The 16,460-nt window shown below is 40.4% G+C and carries 22 protein-coding genes and 1 pseudogene; 1 reads left to right on the top strand and 22 read right to left on the bottom strand.

The window, feature by feature from the left end; translation table 11 throughout:
• Positions 1-32 precede the first annotated feature (32 nt).
• The 14 genes and pseudogenes from FZC78_RS03730 to FZC78_RS03795 all read right to left on the bottom strand — a co-directional run bounded on the left by FZC78_RS03730 (position 33) and on the right by FZC78_RS03795 (position 10,477).
• Entirely contained in the window at positions 33-566 is a 534-nt protein-coding gene (locus tag FZC78_RS03730) for a GNAT family N-acetyltransferase (protein WP_148938791.1), read from the bottom strand.
• A 392-nt stretch (positions 567-958) separates the two neighbouring features.
• Positions 959-1,969, bottom strand: a complete 1,011-nt coding sequence (locus tag FZC78_RS03735; protein WP_148938320.1) for an ABC transporter permease — start codon at positions 1,967-1,969, stop codon at positions 959-961.
• Positions 1,969-2,841 carry an ABC transporter permease subunit gene (locus tag FZC78_RS03740; RefSeq protein ID WP_148938321.1) on the bottom strand — a complete coding sequence of 291 codons (873 nt, stop codon included), beginning with the start codon at positions 2,839-2,841 and terminating at the stop codon, positions 1,969-1,971. The genes FZC78_RS03735 and FZC78_RS03740 overlap by 1 nt, the downstream gene beginning before the upstream one ends.
• 14 nt (positions 2,842-2,855) lie before the next feature.
• Positions 2,856-3,527, bottom strand: coding sequence for a hypothetical protein (locus tag FZC78_RS03745; RefSeq protein ID WP_148938322.1), 672 nt, complete (start codon positions 3,525-3,527; stop codon positions 2,856-2,858).
• Complete coding sequence (locus FZC78_RS03750) at positions 3,517-4,059, bottom strand: RNA polymerase sigma factor (RefSeq protein ID WP_148938323.1); 543 nt, start codon at positions 4,057-4,059, stop codon at positions 3,517-3,519. The genes FZC78_RS03745 and FZC78_RS03750 overlap by 11 nt, the downstream gene beginning before the upstream one ends.
• A gap of 204 nt (positions 4,060-4,263) precedes the next feature.
• Positions 4,264-5,271 carry an LCP family protein gene (locus FZC78_RS03755; protein ID WP_148938324.1) on the bottom strand — a complete coding sequence of 336 codons (1,008 nt, stop codon included), beginning with the start codon at positions 5,269-5,271 and terminating at the stop codon, positions 4,264-4,266.
• On the bottom strand, positions 5,261-5,788 hold the full coding sequence (locus tag FZC78_RS03760; RefSeq protein ID WP_148938325.1) for a sigma-70 family RNA polymerase sigma factor: 528 nt from the start codon (positions 5,786-5,788) through the stop codon (positions 5,261-5,263). Before FZC78_RS03760 ends, FZC78_RS03755 begins: the two co-directional genes overlap by 11 nt.
• A 90-nt stretch (positions 5,789-5,878) precedes the next feature.
• A complete protein-coding gene (locus FZC78_RS03765; RefSeq protein ID WP_148938326.1) occupies positions 5,879-6,073 on the bottom strand; it encodes a hypothetical protein in 195 nt (64 codons plus the stop codon).
• A gap of 413 nt (positions 6,074-6,486) precedes the next feature.
• Positions 6,487-7,329 carry an STAS domain-containing protein gene (locus tag FZC78_RS03770; protein WP_148938327.1) on the bottom strand — a complete coding sequence of 281 codons (843 nt, stop codon included), beginning with the start codon at positions 7,327-7,329 and terminating at the stop codon, positions 6,487-6,489.
• Positions 7,330-7,447: 118 nt separating this feature from the next.
• On the bottom strand, positions 7,448-8,116 hold the full coding sequence (locus tag FZC78_RS03775; RefSeq protein ID WP_148938328.1) for an alpha/beta fold hydrolase: 669 nt from the start codon (positions 8,114-8,116) through the stop codon (positions 7,448-7,450).
• An 83-nt stretch (positions 8,117-8,199) separates the two neighbouring features.
• Positions 8,200-8,721, bottom strand: a complete 522-nt coding sequence (locus FZC78_RS03780; protein WP_148938329.1) for a GNAT family N-acetyltransferase — start codon at positions 8,719-8,721, stop codon at positions 8,200-8,202.
• Positions 8,705-9,243: pseudogene (locus FZC78_RS03785) on the bottom strand (GrpB family protein). The gene FZC78_RS03780 and the pseudogene FZC78_RS03785 overlap by 17 nt, the downstream one beginning before the upstream one ends.
• Positions 9,244-9,538: 295 nt before the next feature.
• Positions 9,539-9,925, bottom strand: coding sequence for a VOC family protein (locus FZC78_RS03790; RefSeq protein ID WP_148938330.1), 387 nt, complete (start codon positions 9,923-9,925; stop codon positions 9,539-9,541).
• A gap of 15 nt (positions 9,926-9,940) precedes the next feature.
• Positions 9,941-10,477, bottom strand: coding sequence for a 2'-5' RNA ligase family protein (locus FZC78_RS03795; RefSeq protein WP_148938331.1), 537 nt, complete (start codon positions 10,475-10,477; stop codon positions 9,941-9,943).
• 157 nt (positions 10,478-10,634) lie between these two features.
• Here FZC78_RS03795 and FZC78_RS03800 point away from each other — a divergent pair, with 157 nt between their 5' ends.
• Complete coding sequence (locus FZC78_RS03800; protein ID WP_148938332.1) at positions 10,635-11,507, top strand: DUF6612 family protein; 873 nt, start codon at positions 10,635-10,637, stop codon at positions 11,505-11,507.
• A gap of 88 nt (positions 11,508-11,595) precedes the next feature.
• Here FZC78_RS03800 and FZC78_RS03805 read toward each other — a convergent pair whose 3' ends face one another.
• The 8 genes from FZC78_RS03805 to FZC78_RS03840 all read right to left on the bottom strand — a co-directional run bounded on the left by FZC78_RS03805 (position 11,596) and on the right by FZC78_RS03840 (position 16,447).
• A complete protein-coding gene (locus tag FZC78_RS03805; protein ID WP_187444788.1) occupies positions 11,596-12,126 on the bottom strand; it encodes a GNAT family N-acetyltransferase in 531 nt (176 codons plus the stop codon).
• Complete coding sequence (locus FZC78_RS03810; protein ID WP_148938333.1) at positions 12,120-12,662, bottom strand: DJ-1/PfpI family protein; 543 nt, start codon at positions 12,660-12,662, stop codon at positions 12,120-12,122. Before FZC78_RS03810 ends, FZC78_RS03805 begins: the two co-directional genes overlap by 7 nt.
• On the bottom strand, positions 12,659-13,222 hold the full coding sequence (locus FZC78_RS03815) for a GNAT family N-acetyltransferase (protein ID WP_148938334.1): 564 nt from the start codon (positions 13,220-13,222) through the stop codon (positions 12,659-12,661). The genes FZC78_RS03810 and FZC78_RS03815 overlap by 4 nt, the downstream gene beginning before the upstream one ends.
• Positions 13,215-13,781 carry a 2'-5' RNA ligase family protein gene (locus FZC78_RS03820; protein ID WP_148938335.1) on the bottom strand — a complete coding sequence of 189 codons (567 nt, stop codon included), beginning with the start codon at positions 13,779-13,781 and terminating at the stop codon, positions 13,215-13,217. Before FZC78_RS03820 ends, FZC78_RS03815 begins: the two co-directional genes overlap by 8 nt.
• A 319-nt stretch (positions 13,782-14,100) precedes the next feature.
• Positions 14,101-14,565 carry a GNAT family N-acetyltransferase gene (locus FZC78_RS03825; protein WP_215727403.1) on the bottom strand — a complete coding sequence of 155 codons (465 nt, stop codon included), beginning with the start codon at positions 14,563-14,565 and terminating at the stop codon, positions 14,101-14,103.
• A complete protein-coding gene (locus FZC78_RS03830; RefSeq protein WP_187444789.1) occupies positions 14,562-14,978 on the bottom strand; it encodes an NUDIX hydrolase in 417 nt (138 codons plus the stop codon). Before FZC78_RS03830 ends, FZC78_RS03825 begins: the two co-directional genes overlap by 4 nt.
• Positions 14,979-15,046: 68 nt before the next feature.
• Positions 15,047-15,412 carry a cupin domain-containing protein gene (locus tag FZC78_RS03835; RefSeq protein WP_148938337.1) on the bottom strand — a complete coding sequence of 122 codons (366 nt, stop codon included), beginning with the start codon at positions 15,410-15,412 and terminating at the stop codon, positions 15,047-15,049.
• 309 nt (positions 15,413-15,721) lie between these two features.
• Entirely contained in the window at positions 15,722-16,447 is a 726-nt protein-coding gene (locus FZC78_RS03840) for a DUF2711 family protein (RefSeq protein WP_148938338.1), read from the bottom strand.
• Positions 16,448-16,460 lie beyond the last annotated feature (13 nt).

Consider the following 16,460-nt stretch of genomic DNA (forward strand, 5'->3'; position numbering starts at 1 on the left):
ACTGTTATTCTATTAGTATGGGTTAAATACTTTTAAGCATTTTTAAAATAGATTACGTTATCTGTCCACTCCCCGAACTCATAAATGAAACCTTTTCTGATACACTCGAAATCCATTCCGACACTTTCGGCTAATCGGATTGAATTTTGGTTATCCAGATTGATGTGTGCCTCAACCCGATGATATTTCAAGTCAGAAAAAGCAATATTCAAGGCTCCATTTACAGCTTCCTTTCCAAAACCCTTGCCCCAAAACTGATTATGTATTGTATAACCGATTCTCCCCCATTGAAAATCTTCCCGGGCCAGAGTTGAAAAATCAATCATACCCAGATGTTTCCCGTCAATCTTTCGAAACACACCGAAAACAAAGGCAGTGTCATTCTTTGCCAGAGATTGATGCTTTTCAACTAAACTTGCAAACCAATTTACCGTACATTCTTCCATATCAAGCTTTCCTTGGTCATGTCTATACTGAGATGGCAATCTATCATTGAAGCCCTTCAGCCACGCAGAATAGTCTTCCTGGATTAACGGCCTGACTGTCAAACGGTCTGTTTCTATCATATATGTAAATGTATCCAATCTCGCACCTCTTATCTTATTAATGCATGTCCCCTATGACATAAGAGACACATCATTATCTTGGTTGATAACACGTTTGTTTACTATATTGCTGTACTATTTAGACGAAGCAAGCAGCCGCAATGTTTCAAATAATTAAATCTAATTCTAATATGGTATAGCCCTAAAAAGAGACGGGCTAAAAATACAAAGAATAAAAGAGGCCGGAATTATGTAGATTCCGGTCTTCATTTCTTTATTTAGAAATAAATATTTAAATATGAAAAGAGATAATCTATTTTGGAACACGTTTACAATCCCCTTCCAAGCAGACATCCTTAATGATCAAGTTGGATAGATTGTTTTTTTCCTTCTCTTAAAACAGTCCTTCAACGCTAGGACTTCACTCTGACAAAATCATCCTCATGGACAGTGTTTTTAACAGGCTTTCCTGACGTGTCAAGATTCTTCTTAAATTTCTGTCCATAGTATGAATAACCTGAAGCTGCCCTGATATACCCTTCCATCATAAGAGCAACAGCAAACATGACGAGTGCAAAGGATAGGATGGGGGTCAACGGTACCCATGGAGCTCCCTGCAGATACCGGAACGTGTCACCTATCAACCCGGACCATTCATTGGTTGATGATTGAGGCGGATCATTGACCAGCTGGTAATCTACTTCTGTTCCACCCAAAAACAGTTTCAGCAGCCCTAGGTGAATAAAGATAATCAATGTCTGCATGACCTGCTGCCCAAAGAGGATCACAATTTTTTCACGCAATGCGGGTAAAATATGCTTGATGATAATCCTGAATCTTCCCGCCCCAAGCGTTTTCGCGCTTGAAATGAACTCCTCTTTGTTCACTCTGGCAATTTCATTACCCAAAAGAGCAGAAAGCACTGGCACAATCAATAAGATCAGTACAAGTCCTTCAAGGATAAACCTTTCTGTCATAGTAGTAGAAAAACCTTGAGGAGGTTCCCACAGAATTGGATAAAGCAAGAAATAAGCCAAAACCGACATGGGAATGTAGTGAAAAGAGTCTGCTGCTCCATTAAAAATTTTTTGGTATTTCTGAAGATAGATTCCAATCAGAAAACCAAATGGGAGAGCTATGAACACACGAAGAAACCCTATCGCAAATGAAGCCAGGATGGTATATTTTGCTCCTATAATAACCTTTCCCAGCATATCCAAGCCAAGAGGGTCGGTGCCAAATGGAAAGGCCCATTTAGGCGATATGGGCGCTGATTCGACAGGCACATTATCAACCGAAATGTAATAAAGTTTCCTGACCTCATTGTCCCAAAGAAAGCTGTAGATAAAGCTGGATATCAAAAACACGGCAATAATGATCAAACCGGAGAGGAAAAGAGGATTCTTCCAAATACTTCTCTTCATTACAACTCCTCCCCTCTATTGGCTTTATTGGACAGTATCATTTCCCCCAGATTGTAAAATATATAAAGTGGAATGAATATCGAGAGCAGAGACAACACAAATAGGATCGGCTGCATGGTCGACATTAGAAATCTGGTGATTCCAGGAATGTTGAAAAGCAATTCGATTACAAAAAGATTGGAGAGCATGAACCAAACCGTTTTTTTGGATTGAAAAAATACACTCACGATTGAGTTTCGAAGTATGTGGGAAATCAGAATGACCAACTCTCCAACACCAATCGACCTTGCGAGAAGAACATAGTCTTTCTGTATCTCCGTTTCAAATGACAGAATAGAAACCCTGAAAAGCTGAACAGCCGGCAGAATCGCAAGGAGTAAGATGGGCAGAAAATAGGCTTTTTCTTCATACGTTGAAGCTGTATTGAAAAGCAGGAGGCCGGTTTTTTTGTAAAAATACACAATGGTCAATTGGACCACTAGAATGATTAAAAGATCAGGCAGTGCCTCCAGGAAATAAAGTGCTAATTTAATTCTGCTTCGAATTCGGTCATTGAAGAGCATTGATACAACTGTAAATACCAATGCAAAGATTAAAGCTAAAAAGAAAGATGAGAACAGAACAGTCAATGAATACAGAATCGGATCAAAAAGATAAGGAAATAGATCTCTTTCCTTCTGGCCTCCTATCACTGTGTATGCAAGAGATCCAGGATTTAACAGATCATTTATAATCCCTTGGACGACTTGCCAGTATTGTGGGAAATTCAATGTTTTATCATTAAGGCCGGACAGTAACGCAGGCAGCCCGCCAGCCAGGACGATGCCTGCTAACGATACTGCAAATAAAATCACTCTCTGATATACTTTCACCGTTCCTCCCCCTCTTATGGCACGGCACTCTTCAAGCTGCCGAACATCATTCTCTCCGTGTTGATCAATTCACGGTCAATATTTCCATATAACCTGAACCCGGTATGAAGTTCCTTATCTATAAAATAATGGTATACACCCGCAACCTGGCTGCTGTTATATAAATTTTCACCTTTTCGCCCGATCAGTTTCTGAACAGACTGTTTTTGTGTGTGGGGAAATAGTTCCAATAAGAGCACATAATCCTTTCTTGCTTCAGGAATACCGAAGGAAAGTGAAAAAGCGCCGCCCTTACCAATTAGAATTTCCTCTTCCCTTATAATGGTTTGCAGTCTGGCATCCACCAGGCTGGCTTCCAAAATTGTCCCATTAGGGAGCGAGCTTTCCCCTATTACAATGGCCTCATGCTTTTTCCTCTGAGTCGTCGCTTGAATAACAGGCTCGCCATTTAAGAGAGACGCTTCAGTTGATTTGTCATCAGAAAAGGGGTGGACAAGATAGCTGCCTATAACTGGAGTCAAAATTAAAAGGGTACTCAAAAGAGCGAGGTTGTATTTCAAAGATTGCGAATATTTATGAGTCCATTTCTTCCTGTTCGCCTTCCTCCAGATCATTTCAAATTCTACCGAGGAGCTTTCTTTCCTATCTACCTCGCGGAAAAGTCTTGAGAAATCCTTATCCTTCAACCGCATCCTCTCCCTTATGTGAAAATTTTTTCAAATCCAACCGCCTTAATTGTTTCAGTGCTGTATTCATCCTGGATTTTGCCGTTCCCTCGGGGATTCCAAGCACATCTGCAGACTCCCTTAAAGTGAATCCTAAATAAAAGTGCAGAATGAGAATCTCCCTGCTTTTAATAGACAATCCTTTGACTGCTTCCCATATTTCCCTTACTTCTTCATTGTGCATAAAAATGTCTTCGAGGGAATTGATCCGGTCATCTTCTATATTGTCCGTAAATATCGAGAGCCTGTCCATCCACTTTTGTTTTCTCATAATCGACCTTGTGACATTGATGGTTATAGTATATATCCAGGGCTTGATTGGCTTTGTTTCGTCATATGTATGGTACTTTGTTAAAATCCTGATGAATGTTTCCTGTGTGATATCATCCGCCAGACTTCTTGACTTGGTCAGCAGCAGTGCAGTTCTGTAAACATAATCCCTAAACTCACTAAATAATTCCTCTGCTTGTGATTCATTCAGATATAAGATCATCTCCTCCTTTCTTAGTGTTCATATGTAATACTCCTTTAAGGCTGAAATGGTTCGGTGCAAATAACATTTTTTTTGAAAGAATTAATAAAAGGCTGTTATCTCATCATTAGTATCAAATAGCAGCAAAGTTTACGAAAAGAGCCCCAATAAAATACCCCGTAAGAGGCCCCCCGGGGTATTAAAGATTCGGTAATTTAACAGCAATCACTCTAAATTTAATAATTTGTTTTTTATCTCTTCTGCAGAACCTTCTTTAATTTGAAGATAATAAATTTCATCTTTTAAAACGAGTTCTAACTGCTCCTGTATTGAAATGGTTCTCATTGTATTCATTTTCGTTGCGGCCAGTCCACTCAGGATTGTAGCTAAATCGGGACTGCTATCTGTATCTCCAAGGAGGAAATCAATACTTTCCGGCTCGATATGGGAGAGCATATTGACCATCACACTTCGGGAAAGATCCAATTGATCTTCTTCAGTCCAGTTTGTTCCATTCCCATTTGTGACAGCGGGAGTAGTCAGAAGTGCTGCCGCTTCTTCCCCATCCAGGTAATTAGTTCCTTTAGGAAGCTCAATTTGGCTGCCATCAAACGAAAATAAAGATTTTTTCTCATTCAGCTTGAAATTTGTTTCGCCTATAGTGTTCAACAAATTTGCGAAGTCATTTTCCTCCAGAGTAAAATAGTGATCGATTTTCATATCCAATGCTTTTGAAATGGATTTTTCGACAGATTCTAGACCTCCCCTATACGCATGAATATTTGTAAGCTTATCCATGTCCGGTTCACCTTCACCTGCAGGGATAACAGTTACATACATGTCGCTTGGAAGGGAGGTTAAGTTGATACTGCCATTGCTCTTGCTGTAACTGATGAGCAGAAGAAGATCCGTTCTGTTATCTTGACCTTCCAACAGAAACAACAGAGTCGTCGCATTATTTAGTTCCATTGCAGCCTCTTTATCGGCTTGGTCAGCTGCCTGGTTGCTTTCATCCCCGATCAAAGAGTAAGCCAGAACAATTGAAAGGGTTAAGAGGACAGCCGCCGCCATTAAAGGGACAGCCCGGCGGCTTAGGCTCAATAGAAATAATTTACTCTTCTGATTATGATGATTCTCTATCTTTTGGAAGACTTTTTCCCTGTCCTCATGAGTAAATTTGAGGTCGGCATTATGAAATTTCTTTAAGGATTTTTCCAATTCTTTATCTTCCATATAATTCAGCCTCCTCCAACTTAATCTTCAACCTTTGCTTCGCTCTCCTTAACCGGGTTTTAACTGTGTTCACCCCAAGGTCTGTCACCTCTGCGACTTCTTCAATATTAAGTGAGTCATAATAATACAGATAGAGCACTTCCCTGTATTTTTTAGGTAGAGAGAACACAATATTTTTTATCTCCTGATTCTTTGCTTCCTTAAAAACAGATGATTCAGCAGAAGGAAGCATAGACTTTGTATTTTCCTGTATGTAATCCATTACCCTGACCTTTTTATGGTTCCAGCTTTTCAAATGGTCTTTGCACTCATTAATCGTGATCCGGTACAACCATGTCTTCATTTTGGAGTCTCCCCTGAATGAGTCCAGCTTTTGATAGCACTTCACAAAAGCATTCTGTGTGATATCCTTGGCAGTATCAACATCTTTCACATAGGAATACGCCAGCCGGACTAACTCGTCTCCATACTCTTTCATGATCTGTTCCAGTAACGAATCACGTTTGCTTTTCTCCATGCTGCAGCTCCCTTTTCCCCTCACCTGTCTATGAATTTTATAATTTGACGATTTACTCCGCACAAAAAGTTTCATTTTGGGTGAATTATTTTACTTTTGTTCTTTTATCTTCTTTTTCCGTTCCACTTCAACACATAGGCAGCCCACTGCCGCCAGCCCTATGAAACTGAAAAAAAATGCTACAAGTCCGGAGGTTCTTAAGGTGAAATAATACAATCCTGATAACGTACTCAAGGAAGTCACTGCCAAAAACAGCCAATGTCCATATCGTCTCAAAAACCTCATCCTTCAACCTCTATGACAAGTCAAAATACTCTTTTATAACCTTTTCTCCAATTATTCCAAAAACTGTTAGTGATTACAATAGAAAAAAAGCGCTAACGTCCCTTGGACAAGCAACGGCTGCCTTTTCTTTTCTTCTTCAAGGCTTATATGACACCGAGGGGCTGAGACAGAAACGCTGCTTCCATTATATAAAGGCTGTTTTTGCCTATATTGATGCTATTAAATATCCCATCAATCCTAAGGCTTTTCACTCTGAACGAAGCGAGAATCTCTTTTCTCTCTTGCTTAACAGGATTTCCCCCGATTCCTTAAGGGAGCTGTCTATCGAAATTAAGATCAAATAGCCACAAAGGTTACGAACAGAACCTAAAAAAAAGTAAGAGCTGTGCTTATGCCCAGCTCTTACTTTAGTGCTACACCTCCGTGGTTACAACCAAATGTTCACTTAGTGTTTGTTGTAAAGTCCCTTTGGTTTCTACATTGGATTCAAATTGAACCCCTGCATTTATCATTTTTCTTACAAGTTCTACCCGCAATCCTGTAATTACTGGCCTGCAGCCCAGCATCTTGATTCCATTCAAAATCTTTTCAAACTGAACAATCACATCCAGTTCCATCTCGGCAATTCCGGATAGATCAATGATGAGCGTTTGAATACCCATAGAACTGATCCCTTTCAAAACCTTTTCTTCAAGGGTTTTGACCCGGTGGGAATCAATCATGCCAATTAAAGGAAGTACAGCGATTGCCGAATTAATCGGTATGATAGGCACCGATAGATTTTCTACAAGCTTACGTTGTGACAACAACTGTTCATCTTTATAGTCTGAATAGCTGATAAAGAAAGTATTGAGGAACTGATCGACTCTGTCATTTATTTGTCTTTCTAAATCAAAGAACTCTTCGCTGGAAAACTCTATATCCGTATTTAACTTTTCGTATTGATAAAGAAAGTACCACAGCGTCCTTCTGATGGCATGGACCCATTCCAGTTTGAAGGACAATGTCAAAGAATGCTGCGCCCATGCCGCGCCTTCGAATTCCGCAAACTCTATAAGCTCGTTCTCCCTGTTCTCAGCAATGAACAAAGCCAGATTTTCTGCGTTCTTAAGCAGGTCAATGTTTCCCTTTTCAAGGATATCCTGAATCTTATTTCTTACGTTCATTGCTTCTGAAAGCAGCTTCTCTTTGAAGTTTCCCCTGTTCGCTGATATAAACTCTGAAATTTCCTCTTTATGGATGAATTCTGTACTCACAAAGAACACGCTCCTTTAGTTTTTCCAGATATAATTTTATTCTTTGTATAAGATAAAAATCCTTCCAGAAATTTTAGGAGAGGGCTATTCTTTTAAGAATATCGCCTGAGAAGTGAATCTAATTCAAAAAATCTTCCAGCATTCTATTATAAATATCGGGCTGATCCATGTTTGCCGTATGACCAGCATTGGAAATCACCTCGCCCAGCACAGCCTGGTTTGTTTCTTTGAAGTAAGAAACTGCATCTGCTTCATGTCTTTCGCTGCTTCCATTCAGTATCAAGACAGGTACTGAGAGACTTTGTATATTCTCCTTTGAAATAGAAGGGGAGTGGTACGTCATCGAATGAAGTACAGAATGCAGCGTCTGTTTCCATTTCGCTCCATGCAGTTTGCTGAAATATTGAACTGCATTGGGATCATTTTCTTCTATGTTATAGAAATATTCATACTGTGTTTCCATGAGTGGTTTCATATCTTGGGGAATAAAAGGTGAATATCCTGTCAGTACAATTCCCTTAACTTGCTCGGGAGTCTTTAATGCAGTATGGATGGCCAGAGATGCTCCGAGAGACAAACCAACTAAATAACCAGGCCCCTTTTCCTTAATCAGCGAGATGATAAAGCTTAATGCTTCTTCAAAGTATGATTCAGCAGCTTCTATGTCGTTTCCTCCATGCCCTGGCAAATCAACCGGAATCACTTCATATTTCTCTTCAAAACGGGAGATTTGAACCCTAAAGTGTGTTTGTGCGGTACCCATAAATCCATGTAGCAAATAACTCATTCCAACTGCTTCTCCCCCTGGAAATATTATTGAATTTTCCTAACACTTAATAAATAACGGCTTGTTTTACAGGCCCTTTGCCCTTATATGTACTTTTCCATTCGGATGTCGTTCCACATTCTGCCCTGCCAATATGTGAAATTTTCTATTTGGCCGATTTCCTGGTAACCGAGTTTTTGATAAAGCTTTTTTGCATGAGCGTTGTATTCGAACACACCCAGCTCTATACGTGAATGGCCATTCTTTTTAATTTCGTTTTCTAAAAATCGCATTGCCTTATTGCCTATGCCTTTACCCCTGCCATCAGGATGCCCAATGGTAATCCCAATCCAGGCTGTGCCGGGTTCTTTTTTAAAGAGATGAGAGGGATCAACCATGTAGTTCATATCCCCTATCAGCTGTTTATCCAGATATATTAAATATGTACAGTGCTGCTCCACACGCTTTTTCAATCCTTCCACGGTAACAGTCTGCGTGCTCTCGAGGGCAGACTTGCTTTGACTGGGACGAATCAATGGAACCAATTCAGGATCATTTTCCCAGTTGTTAATAGCTTCAGCTATTTCAATGGTTGGCTCGTTTAACTTTTCAAAGTGAATTCTCATTCTGTTTCTGTTCTCCTTCGTCATTTGCTCTCTTCACTATACCTTGAACAAACTGATATTTTCCTTCTGTATATGCGGATTCATCAGCCGGGTATTGAGAGGCAAGTTTGTTCTTCAATTCCTCATATTCTTTAGCAGCTAAAGGGTGGCTGTTCAAATAATCCCTGAAGGTGAGATGCTCGTTCCACCACTTGCCTTTAAATTCTACAACATGGAGGATATGTGTTTTGGTTAAGGTCTCTAAATCTGAAAACTTAGCAAAGACTTGTTTTCCTTGAAGTTTGACACCCGGCAGATGATAATACCCCTCTGCTTTCATGAGGGACTTGTCGAATTTGCTGATATCTTCTATTCTATTTACGCCAACCAAAATATCGATAATTGGTTTGGCTTCATCCCATCAATTGAAGTGCTGCCAAAATGCTCTATATCTTCTATTGACTCACCGATAATATTTGTTAACAATTGTTTTTCCTTCTGAAAAAGTCTATTCCAATTAAATGAATGGTCTGTTAAGATCACTTGCCCTTTCTTAACGCCTAACAGGATAAGCGCCTCCTTTAGGATGGATTCTTGAGTTCTTTCTTAAAAGCTGTTTTCGCAAAGATTGTGGCTATTGAAGTTAATGGATTTCCACTCCCCTTCCTTTAAAAGGAGGGAGGTAAGATAGTAATCAAAGCAACAATTTCTTAGCAAAGAGCCTTTCATAACGATTGATGCTGCTGAGAGATTCAGACGTTTCACCGGATACTAAGCCTAAGCCGTCAGATTAATGGAGAAAGCAGCAGATTTTACGGAAAGAGCCTTAGTAAAAGAATTAGTCCGGTGCCACGATTTCCACCTTGATTCGATCAGGATCTTCAAAGAAAACAGCGTAGTATCCTTTTCCTCCAGCAAATGGATGTCTGTCTGAATAAAGAATATTCACGCCCTTTTCTCTTAACTTCTCGGTTAGCTGGTCTACATGGTTTCGTGAGCGGGCATGGAAAGCCAAATGATTGAGGCCTACCCTGCAGCGGTGGTAAGCTACATCAAGGAAGCGTTCCTCCGCTTGAACAAATACAATGTAAGTATCATTCATGATCCAGCTGCGGCCGCTGTCCCACTTTTGAAAGGTCTCATAGCCAAGCTCTTTCAATAACCAGCCCCAAAAATCAACCGTTTCTCTTAAATCTGAAACATATAACTCGATATGATGCAGCATTATCTTGCTCCTTTCTTACGGCTTCAACTTAATCGAGTGTATAACCGGGGCTGTGTCTCCTTGTACTTTGATTAAAGCTATATCCGTTATGGCACCGGACACTACTCCGACATTCGTAGAACAATAGGTAAAAGCCCCGGCCAGCTTCTTTGCAGACAACCTGTTTGCCAGCGTACAATGGGGAACCCATTTATCGGATTCATACAAAGGGTTATTTTCAACCTTTAACTCTTTAAAACCTTCATAATAACTGCGATGCAGATTTGGCAACTCTTCGGTGACGACAGGAGAAAGAAAGAGGGAGCCTGACTTCATAAAAGATCCGAGTGAGTTGAATGTGATATCGACGGGCTTCTGAGACTGATAAACTTCCTCCATCCTTTCTATGAATGCATCCTCCTTAATGCTGCGGCAGCTCGCCAATGTGATATGCGGAATTCGGTCAATCACCTCATAGGCATAATCAGAAATGGATTGTTCTTTCAGTTCTTTCCATATTCCCCTGACAGTTTTCTCTGTCTTCTCATCAAACAGCGCGATCAATCCGTACACTTTAAACCCTCCCTTTTCCTATTCAGGCCTGGCAAATGGACTCTCAAATGGCTTATACCTTGTATAAAATTATACCAAACTATATTTTCTTGCAAAAATTGAAACTTTCTGTCAATAACAATCGTACATATACTATAAGAAAAAAAGGAGTGTCATAATGAAAAAATTCTCAAAAGTTTTAGCAACCGCAGCACTCGCTCTATCTTTGGGTGCCTGTTCAATGACCGCCTCGCCAGAAGATGATGCAAAGAATAAAAGTGATTTGACTTTGAAAGAAGTTTTCACGAATTCCCAGAAGGCTGATTCTGAACTATCCAGTGTACATATGGATATGGAGTTAACGCAAATCACTCACGATGAAGCAGCTGAAGAAGGAACCATGAATATGAGCACTACTTCTTCTACTAATCTTGTCATGGATCCGATGACCATGTATCAGACTTCTTCCGTCAATATGACGATGGATGAACTGGAAGGCAGTGAATTACCATTGGCACAAGTTGAGATGTACTTAACAGAGCAGGAGATTTACATGAAAGACAACATTCAGAATGAATGGACGACAGTTCCAAACGAAATGGCAGACTTATTAAAAGATGCCGCGCTGCAGGAATCCTCTCTTCCTGAAAATCAATTAAAACAGCTGGAGCCTTACCTTGACGACTTTACCTTTAAGCAGGATGATGACAACTTTATTCTTCAGCTTTCTCTAGAGGAAGAAAAAGCGGATCAGCTTCTTAAAGAAGGAATGGCGCTGATGGGCGATGAACTTCACTCTTCTCTTCAAGGAGCAATGGAGGAAATTTCCCTATCTAAGATGGATTTAAAAATGTGGATCGATAAAGAAAGCTTCCATACAGTAAAGATGGATATCACCCAAAAAATAGAAATGACACAGGACGGCGAAAAAGTTAAGGTTGATCAAACCATGAAGAGCGGCTTCTCCAAATTCAATGAAATCGTTTCAATCGAGGTGCCTGCAGAAGTCACGGAGTCTGCAGTTGAAATGGAGTCACCATTTGGGCAGTAATTGACTGCCGGTCAAGGTTTTAACTAAGGACAGTATCACCATTACTAGCCCAGGGGACGAAGTCAAAAATGACTTTGTCCCCTTTTGGTTAGTCATCTTCTAAAATTGAATATAACAGGGAATCTCTCCAGCCTTCTTTCATTTTCAGGTGATCGCGGATTCTTCCTTCCCTGGTCATTCCAATCTTCTCCAGTACCTTTATGGAAGCTAAGTTTTCAGGATTGCAAGTGGCATATATTCTATGAAGCTTTAACTCCCTGAATCCATAGTGAATCAGCAGTTTAGAAGCATCAGTTGCAAACCCATTTCCCCACAAATCCGGATGGATGATATACCCCATTGCCCCAGCTCTGTTATGTATGTCTTTAATGATGAGATCCACAGCCCCAATGACCTTATCATCTCCTTTATTTATGATGACGAATAAGAACCTGGTCCGTGGTTTTCTCCTGCCGTCCTCAACTGCCAATCTAACAAAGTTTAGAGATTCTTCTTCTGTATTCGGTCCCCAAACCTGATATCTGCTGGAAAGTTCATGAGAAGCATAGCTGTGGACTCCTCTCCAATCGGATTGTTCGAGTTCTTTTAAATAAATTCTATCTCCATGAATTTTCAACATTTATACCACTCTTTTTCAAAGGAAAGTCCCAATGCCTCTCCAAAAGCAGCACCGAATTCGATAAAGCCTCTGCCTCTGGCTGTTATGATATTTCCATCTTGTACAATCAATTCATCAGAGTAATTCTCTTTTTCAAAAACCCCGGTCTGATCACGAGCTTCTTCTACCATTCCGACTGTATATCTTTTTCCTTTCAAAAGACCTGCTTTTGCCAGTAGATAAGGGGAACTGGAAATGCCGGCTATGACTGAGGCATTCTCCCCAGCTTCTTTCAGGAATTTGAATAAAGCCGCTTCTTCATCAAGTGACATGACGTCCATGCACCCTGGTAGGAGCAAACTATCAATCTCACTGATATCAACCTCTTGAAACGCCTTATCAGGAAGGCATGATAATCCTGACTCACCTCTTATCGGTGAGGTCTTTTCTCCACAGATAAGGACCGGCTTGCCTCCCTGCATCAAAATAGAAAGTGCCACACTCAACTCATATTCACTGAACTGCGGATACAGCACTACTGCCGTCGTCTTCTTCAAAGGATTACCTCCTTCCTTTGTTCCTCCCACTCTCTGCGTATCATTCCATATATGACTCGATCCTTGAACTCTCCATTTATGTATTCAAATTCCCTTATGGTCCCTTCTTTCATAAAACCCAGGCGTTCAGCCACCGATCTGCTTCTTGTATTTATTGATGCCATATTAATCTCCACCTTATTTAGCTCCCACTCCTTGAAGGCATGATCAATAAATCTTTGACATGACTTTGTAACGAGTCCATACCCTCGGAATGATTCTCCCAGCCAGTACCCGATTTCCGTTTTGCGGTTGCTTTTATCTACATGCAGGTAACCAACCGCCCCTGCCAGTTGGCCATTGTACCATATTCCAGCCCAGAACCCGTTTCCTGCTGAGAATCTATCTAAAGACCTTTCAATGAACTTTTCTGTATCTTCAAGAGATTTTGTTTTGCCGGGAAAAGAAAGCCACTCTCCCAAAGAATGCCGATTCTCAGCAATCAGTTCATAGAGTTCAATAGCATCCTCCGGCTGAAAGAGTGCAGTATAAATATGTTCGTCTAACTTCAGCTTAAACAAGATTTTCCCTCCTTACTAATGGGACGGTGTGGATAATGGGAGCTTCCATTTGTTTCCCTTGCTCCTCTGCCAATTCAATCAATGCAATTGCAGTGATTTTTCCATAGATGGATTCATTCCTTTTCAAGCAGTATTGAAAGGCAGCCGCCAATTCTTCTTCAGGAAGCTTGTTGGCAAGAGTACAATGAGGTATCCATTGGTTCGGCATATACAATGAGTTGGCTTCTTCACTAAATTCCCTGAAAATCTCATAATGGGAATTATGCAAATCCATCAATTCTTTGGTAACTGTTGGCGAGAAAAAAAGGGTCCCGTAGTTCAGGAAAGAACCGAGTGTATTGAAACAGATATCAACTTGCTTTTTATTACTGTAAAGCTCGTTCATTTTTCTTATGCATTGCTCTTTATCCATATTGGTGTAACTGGCTATGGTCACGTGCGGCCTGCCATTCTTAATCTCTTCACCATAAAAAGAAAGAGATTCTTCGCTTAACTCTTTCCATATTTGTTTGATTTCATTTTCAGTTTTTTCATCAAATAATGCTGCAATCCAGTACATGTCTAAAACCCCTTTATGTCCATTTTTTTACTGAGATTTTCCGGAGTCCTTCAATGTTCAGGAGTGGCCCCATTCCCTCCTCAGGTCTTTGGACAAGGCTGTTTTCGTAAACTTTGTTGCTATTGGATACCACTTCCAAAAAAACTAATCATAATTCACTAATTCACCTTAATGACCTGGTAATCATGAAAAGAAAAGAGAGACTTTTCCCAGCTAGAGTTAACCCCCTTAGTATCTGGGGATATCCGAAAGCAGTAATCTCTGCGAAAACAGCCTTGTGCATATAAGCTGCAGAAGCAAAAGCCTTCCGCTGACCACTCTACATTAGAGTTTTTTCAAACATGATCATATCCATCGCCCTGATTCCGTATTCGAAGATGGGCTCTGGATAATTGAAAAAGAAATTCCTTTTAATCTCATACATCCTGAATCCTGCTTTTTGATAGAAGGCTATGTTGTCAATGCTGGAGTTTGCTGTTCCCACTATGACTCTATCCTTGCCCTGGTTTTTATAAATAACCAGGCCTTCTTTAATGGAAGCTTTGCCGATGCCCCTCCCTCTGAATTCGGGTATCACAGCCAAATTCTTCAGCTCCACCGTACTGTCGTTAACAGAAATGAATAAAATTACGCCTGCCAATACATCTTCAAAATGGATGGCATACAGATCTCCTTCGACAATATAATTACGGACAGCTTCCTCACTTTCATCAGCCATTAGAAGCAGGTGAAGATAATCCATTCTTTCACCATCATTTATAAGGTGCAAATATGCTGGCGTCATATCGATTCTGCCTCATTAAAAGTATGTACAAAACTAACAGTGTCTGAAAAGCTGTCCAAAATTCTCTTTCTATTCCAAGGGTGCATCTGCAGAGGGAGATTCTCCCTAGAAAAAAAGGCGATTTCTTTAATCTCTTCATTCGGAATGAAACGGCCTTCTGACTTAATACCCGCCCTGAACAAGAGCACTAAATCATCTTTTTCTGGAGCAGAATAAATCCCGACCAAGTTTTCCACCTTCGCTATATAGCCTGTCTCCTCCAAGATTTCTCTTTCTACCCCTTCGATGGGTGATTCATTCTTATCCAGGTGTCCTCCTGGCAAAGTCCAGTTTCCGGACCCGTAATTCAGTTTGACACAAAGAACTTCATTATCCTTATTTTTTACAACAGCAAATACTCCTACCGACGGCAATATTATTCACTTCCTTTTCAAGAACCCATAATTGATGGGAACATATCACTGAGCATATTGTGATGACTTCAAACCCATTTGTCGTTCTCGGCTGTCAATTCCCCGCCGGCTTCTCCCGTATTGACAACACCCCTTGGTTCCACCAGCATGATGTGGCATTCCCGCTCGGCATATGGTTTGTGCTGAACACCTTTAGGGACCACAAACATTTCCCCTTTCCGCAGAGAGACCATGCCATCCCGGAATTCAATCATCATCTCTCCTTCAATGACGAAAAACACTTCATCCGTTTCTTTGTGCTCATGCCATACAAAGTCCCCTTGAATTTTCACAAGTTTGAATTGATAATCGTTCATTTCTCCAATAACTTTCGGAGACCAATGGTCCGAAAGTTTGCTAAGTTTCTCTTTTAAGTTAACCGGTTCAAGTGTCATAGATTGATAAGCTCCTTATGTCTAAATTCACCGAAAACATTATATCCTAAACCAATAATAATAGCTTAACAGAATGAAGCTTGCCGTCATAATCAGAGTCAAATGCAACCTTGATCTTTTCTCCGGTTTCCTGGTGCCTTTAAAATAAAAAAGAAATGACCCTGCTATGAAAATGATATACGCTGCCCACTTGAGAACCATCATTCTCTATTCCTCCCGTTTGTTAAGTTAAGGTTTCTTTAAGTATTTCCTCTACTGAAGCTTCTGTTCTTCTAAAACAGTTTTCAATTGATGGGGAAACTGCTGTATCTAAGCGTCCTTGCTGTAAAACTGTTTCAATTCTTTTTCTTCTAAGAACCAGGCATGAGTGGTGTTTTCATCACACATAATGCCTTCCCATCCCATAGTTTGACATAGTCCCTCTATATCTCTTTTGAAAATAACGAATGAATAGGGTTCATCAAAATAACAAGTGAAAATTAAATCCTCTTTCTCGTCATATAAACTGATTGGCTCTTCGCACAAATAAAGCATATCTTCAGTGGTCATCTCATCAATTACTAAAGAGCCGCTTCCATCAGTTATCTTTTCGAAATGTACGGTCCTAGATCCGCTGCTGCGGATAACCTCTAGGAAGCTCTCGATCACCAATTCAGAAAGCTGATCCTCTTTAGGTGGAAACAAGGTTGTTCCTATGACGTCCTTCAGCTTTTTATAGATTTCCGGCTTTGCTTTTTCGTGGTAAATTCCACCTATCCACATGTACAAGCCAATAGCCAGTTCTTTTATGGAATTCATCCCGGTCTCTTTTCTTACTGTTTCCCAAGATACCGGCGTTCCGCACGATAAGGAATCTCCTTGAGCAGGAAACGACATATGGGGTTTGTTACTCTTTTCAGGCTTCCAATATAAAGGCATTCTGACAAAAGGATGGAACACTATAGCTGCCGAAGTGTACCCGGGGGGCAGAAAGTTCTTAATTGGTTTATCGGCTGCCGGAGAGGGCTCCGAAGGAAAAAAGTAATTTTTACTCATCGCTTCATCCTTT

It is taken from the genome of Rossellomorea vietnamensis, from assembly GCF_008180415.1.
Classification (GTDB): domain Bacteria; phylum Bacillota; class Bacilli; order Bacillales; family Bacillaceae_B; genus Rossellomorea; species Rossellomorea vietnamensis_C.

What these genes read in the sequence shown, in the direction of transcription:
- FZC78_RS03730 (WP_148938791.1), bottom strand. Translation starts at nt 566, where the DNA reads ATGATAGAAACAGACCGTTTGACAGTCAGGCCGTTAATCCAGGAAGAC.
- FZC78_RS03735 (WP_148938320.1), bottom strand. Translation starts at nt 1,969, where the DNA reads ATGAAGAGAAGTATTTGGAAGAATCCTCTTTTCCTCTCCGGTTTGATC.
- FZC78_RS03750 (WP_148938323.1), bottom strand. Translation starts at nt 4,059, where the DNA reads ATGATCTTATATCTGAATGAATCACAAGCAGAGGAATTATTTAGTGAG.
- FZC78_RS03755 (WP_148938324.1), bottom strand. Translation starts at nt 5,271, where the DNA reads ATGGAAGATAAAGAATTGGAAAAATCCTTAAAGAAATTTCATAATGCC.
- FZC78_RS03760 (WP_148938325.1), bottom strand. Translation starts at nt 5,788, where the DNA reads ATGGAGAAAAGCAAACGTGATTCGTTACTGGAACAGATCATGAAAGAG.
- FZC78_RS03765 (WP_148938326.1), bottom strand. Translation starts at nt 6,073, where the DNA reads ATGAGGTTTTTGAGACGATATGGACATTGGCTGTTTTTGGCAGTGACT.
- FZC78_RS03775 (WP_148938328.1), bottom strand. Translation starts at nt 8,116, where the DNA reads ATGAGTTATTTGCTACATGGATTTATGGGTACCGCACAAACACACTTT.
- FZC78_RS03780 (WP_148938329.1), bottom strand. Translation starts at nt 8,721, where the DNA reads ATGAGAATTCACTTTGAAAAGTTAAACGAGCCAACCATTGAAATAGCT.
- FZC78_RS03790 (WP_148938330.1), bottom strand. Translation starts at nt 9,925, where the DNA reads ATGCTGCATCATATCGAGTTATATGTTTCAGATTTAAGAGAAACGGTT.
- FZC78_RS03800 (WP_148938332.1), top strand. Translation starts at nt 10,635, where the DNA reads ATGAAAAAATTCTCAAAAGTTTTAGCAACCGCAGCACTCGCTCTATCT.
- FZC78_RS03805 (WP_187444788.1), bottom strand. Translation starts at nt 12,126, where the DNA reads ATGTTGAAAATTCATGGAGATAGAATTTATTTAAAAGAACTCGAACAA.
- FZC78_RS03820 (WP_148938335.1), bottom strand. Translation starts at nt 13,781, where the DNA reads ATGTACTGGATTGCAGCATTATTTGATGAAAAAACTGAAAATGAAATC.
- FZC78_RS03825 (WP_215727403.1), bottom strand. Translation starts at nt 14,565, where the DNA reads ATGACGCCAGCATATTTGCACCTTATAAATGATGGTGAAAGAATGGAT.
- FZC78_RS03835 (WP_148938337.1), bottom strand. Translation starts at nt 15,412, where the DNA reads ATGACACTTGAACCGGTTAACTTAAAAGAGAAACTTAGCAAACTTTCG.
- FZC78_RS03840 (WP_148938338.1), bottom strand. Translation starts at nt 16,447, where the DNA reads ATGAGTAAAAATTACTTTTTTCCTTCGGAGCCCTCTCCGGCAGCCGAT.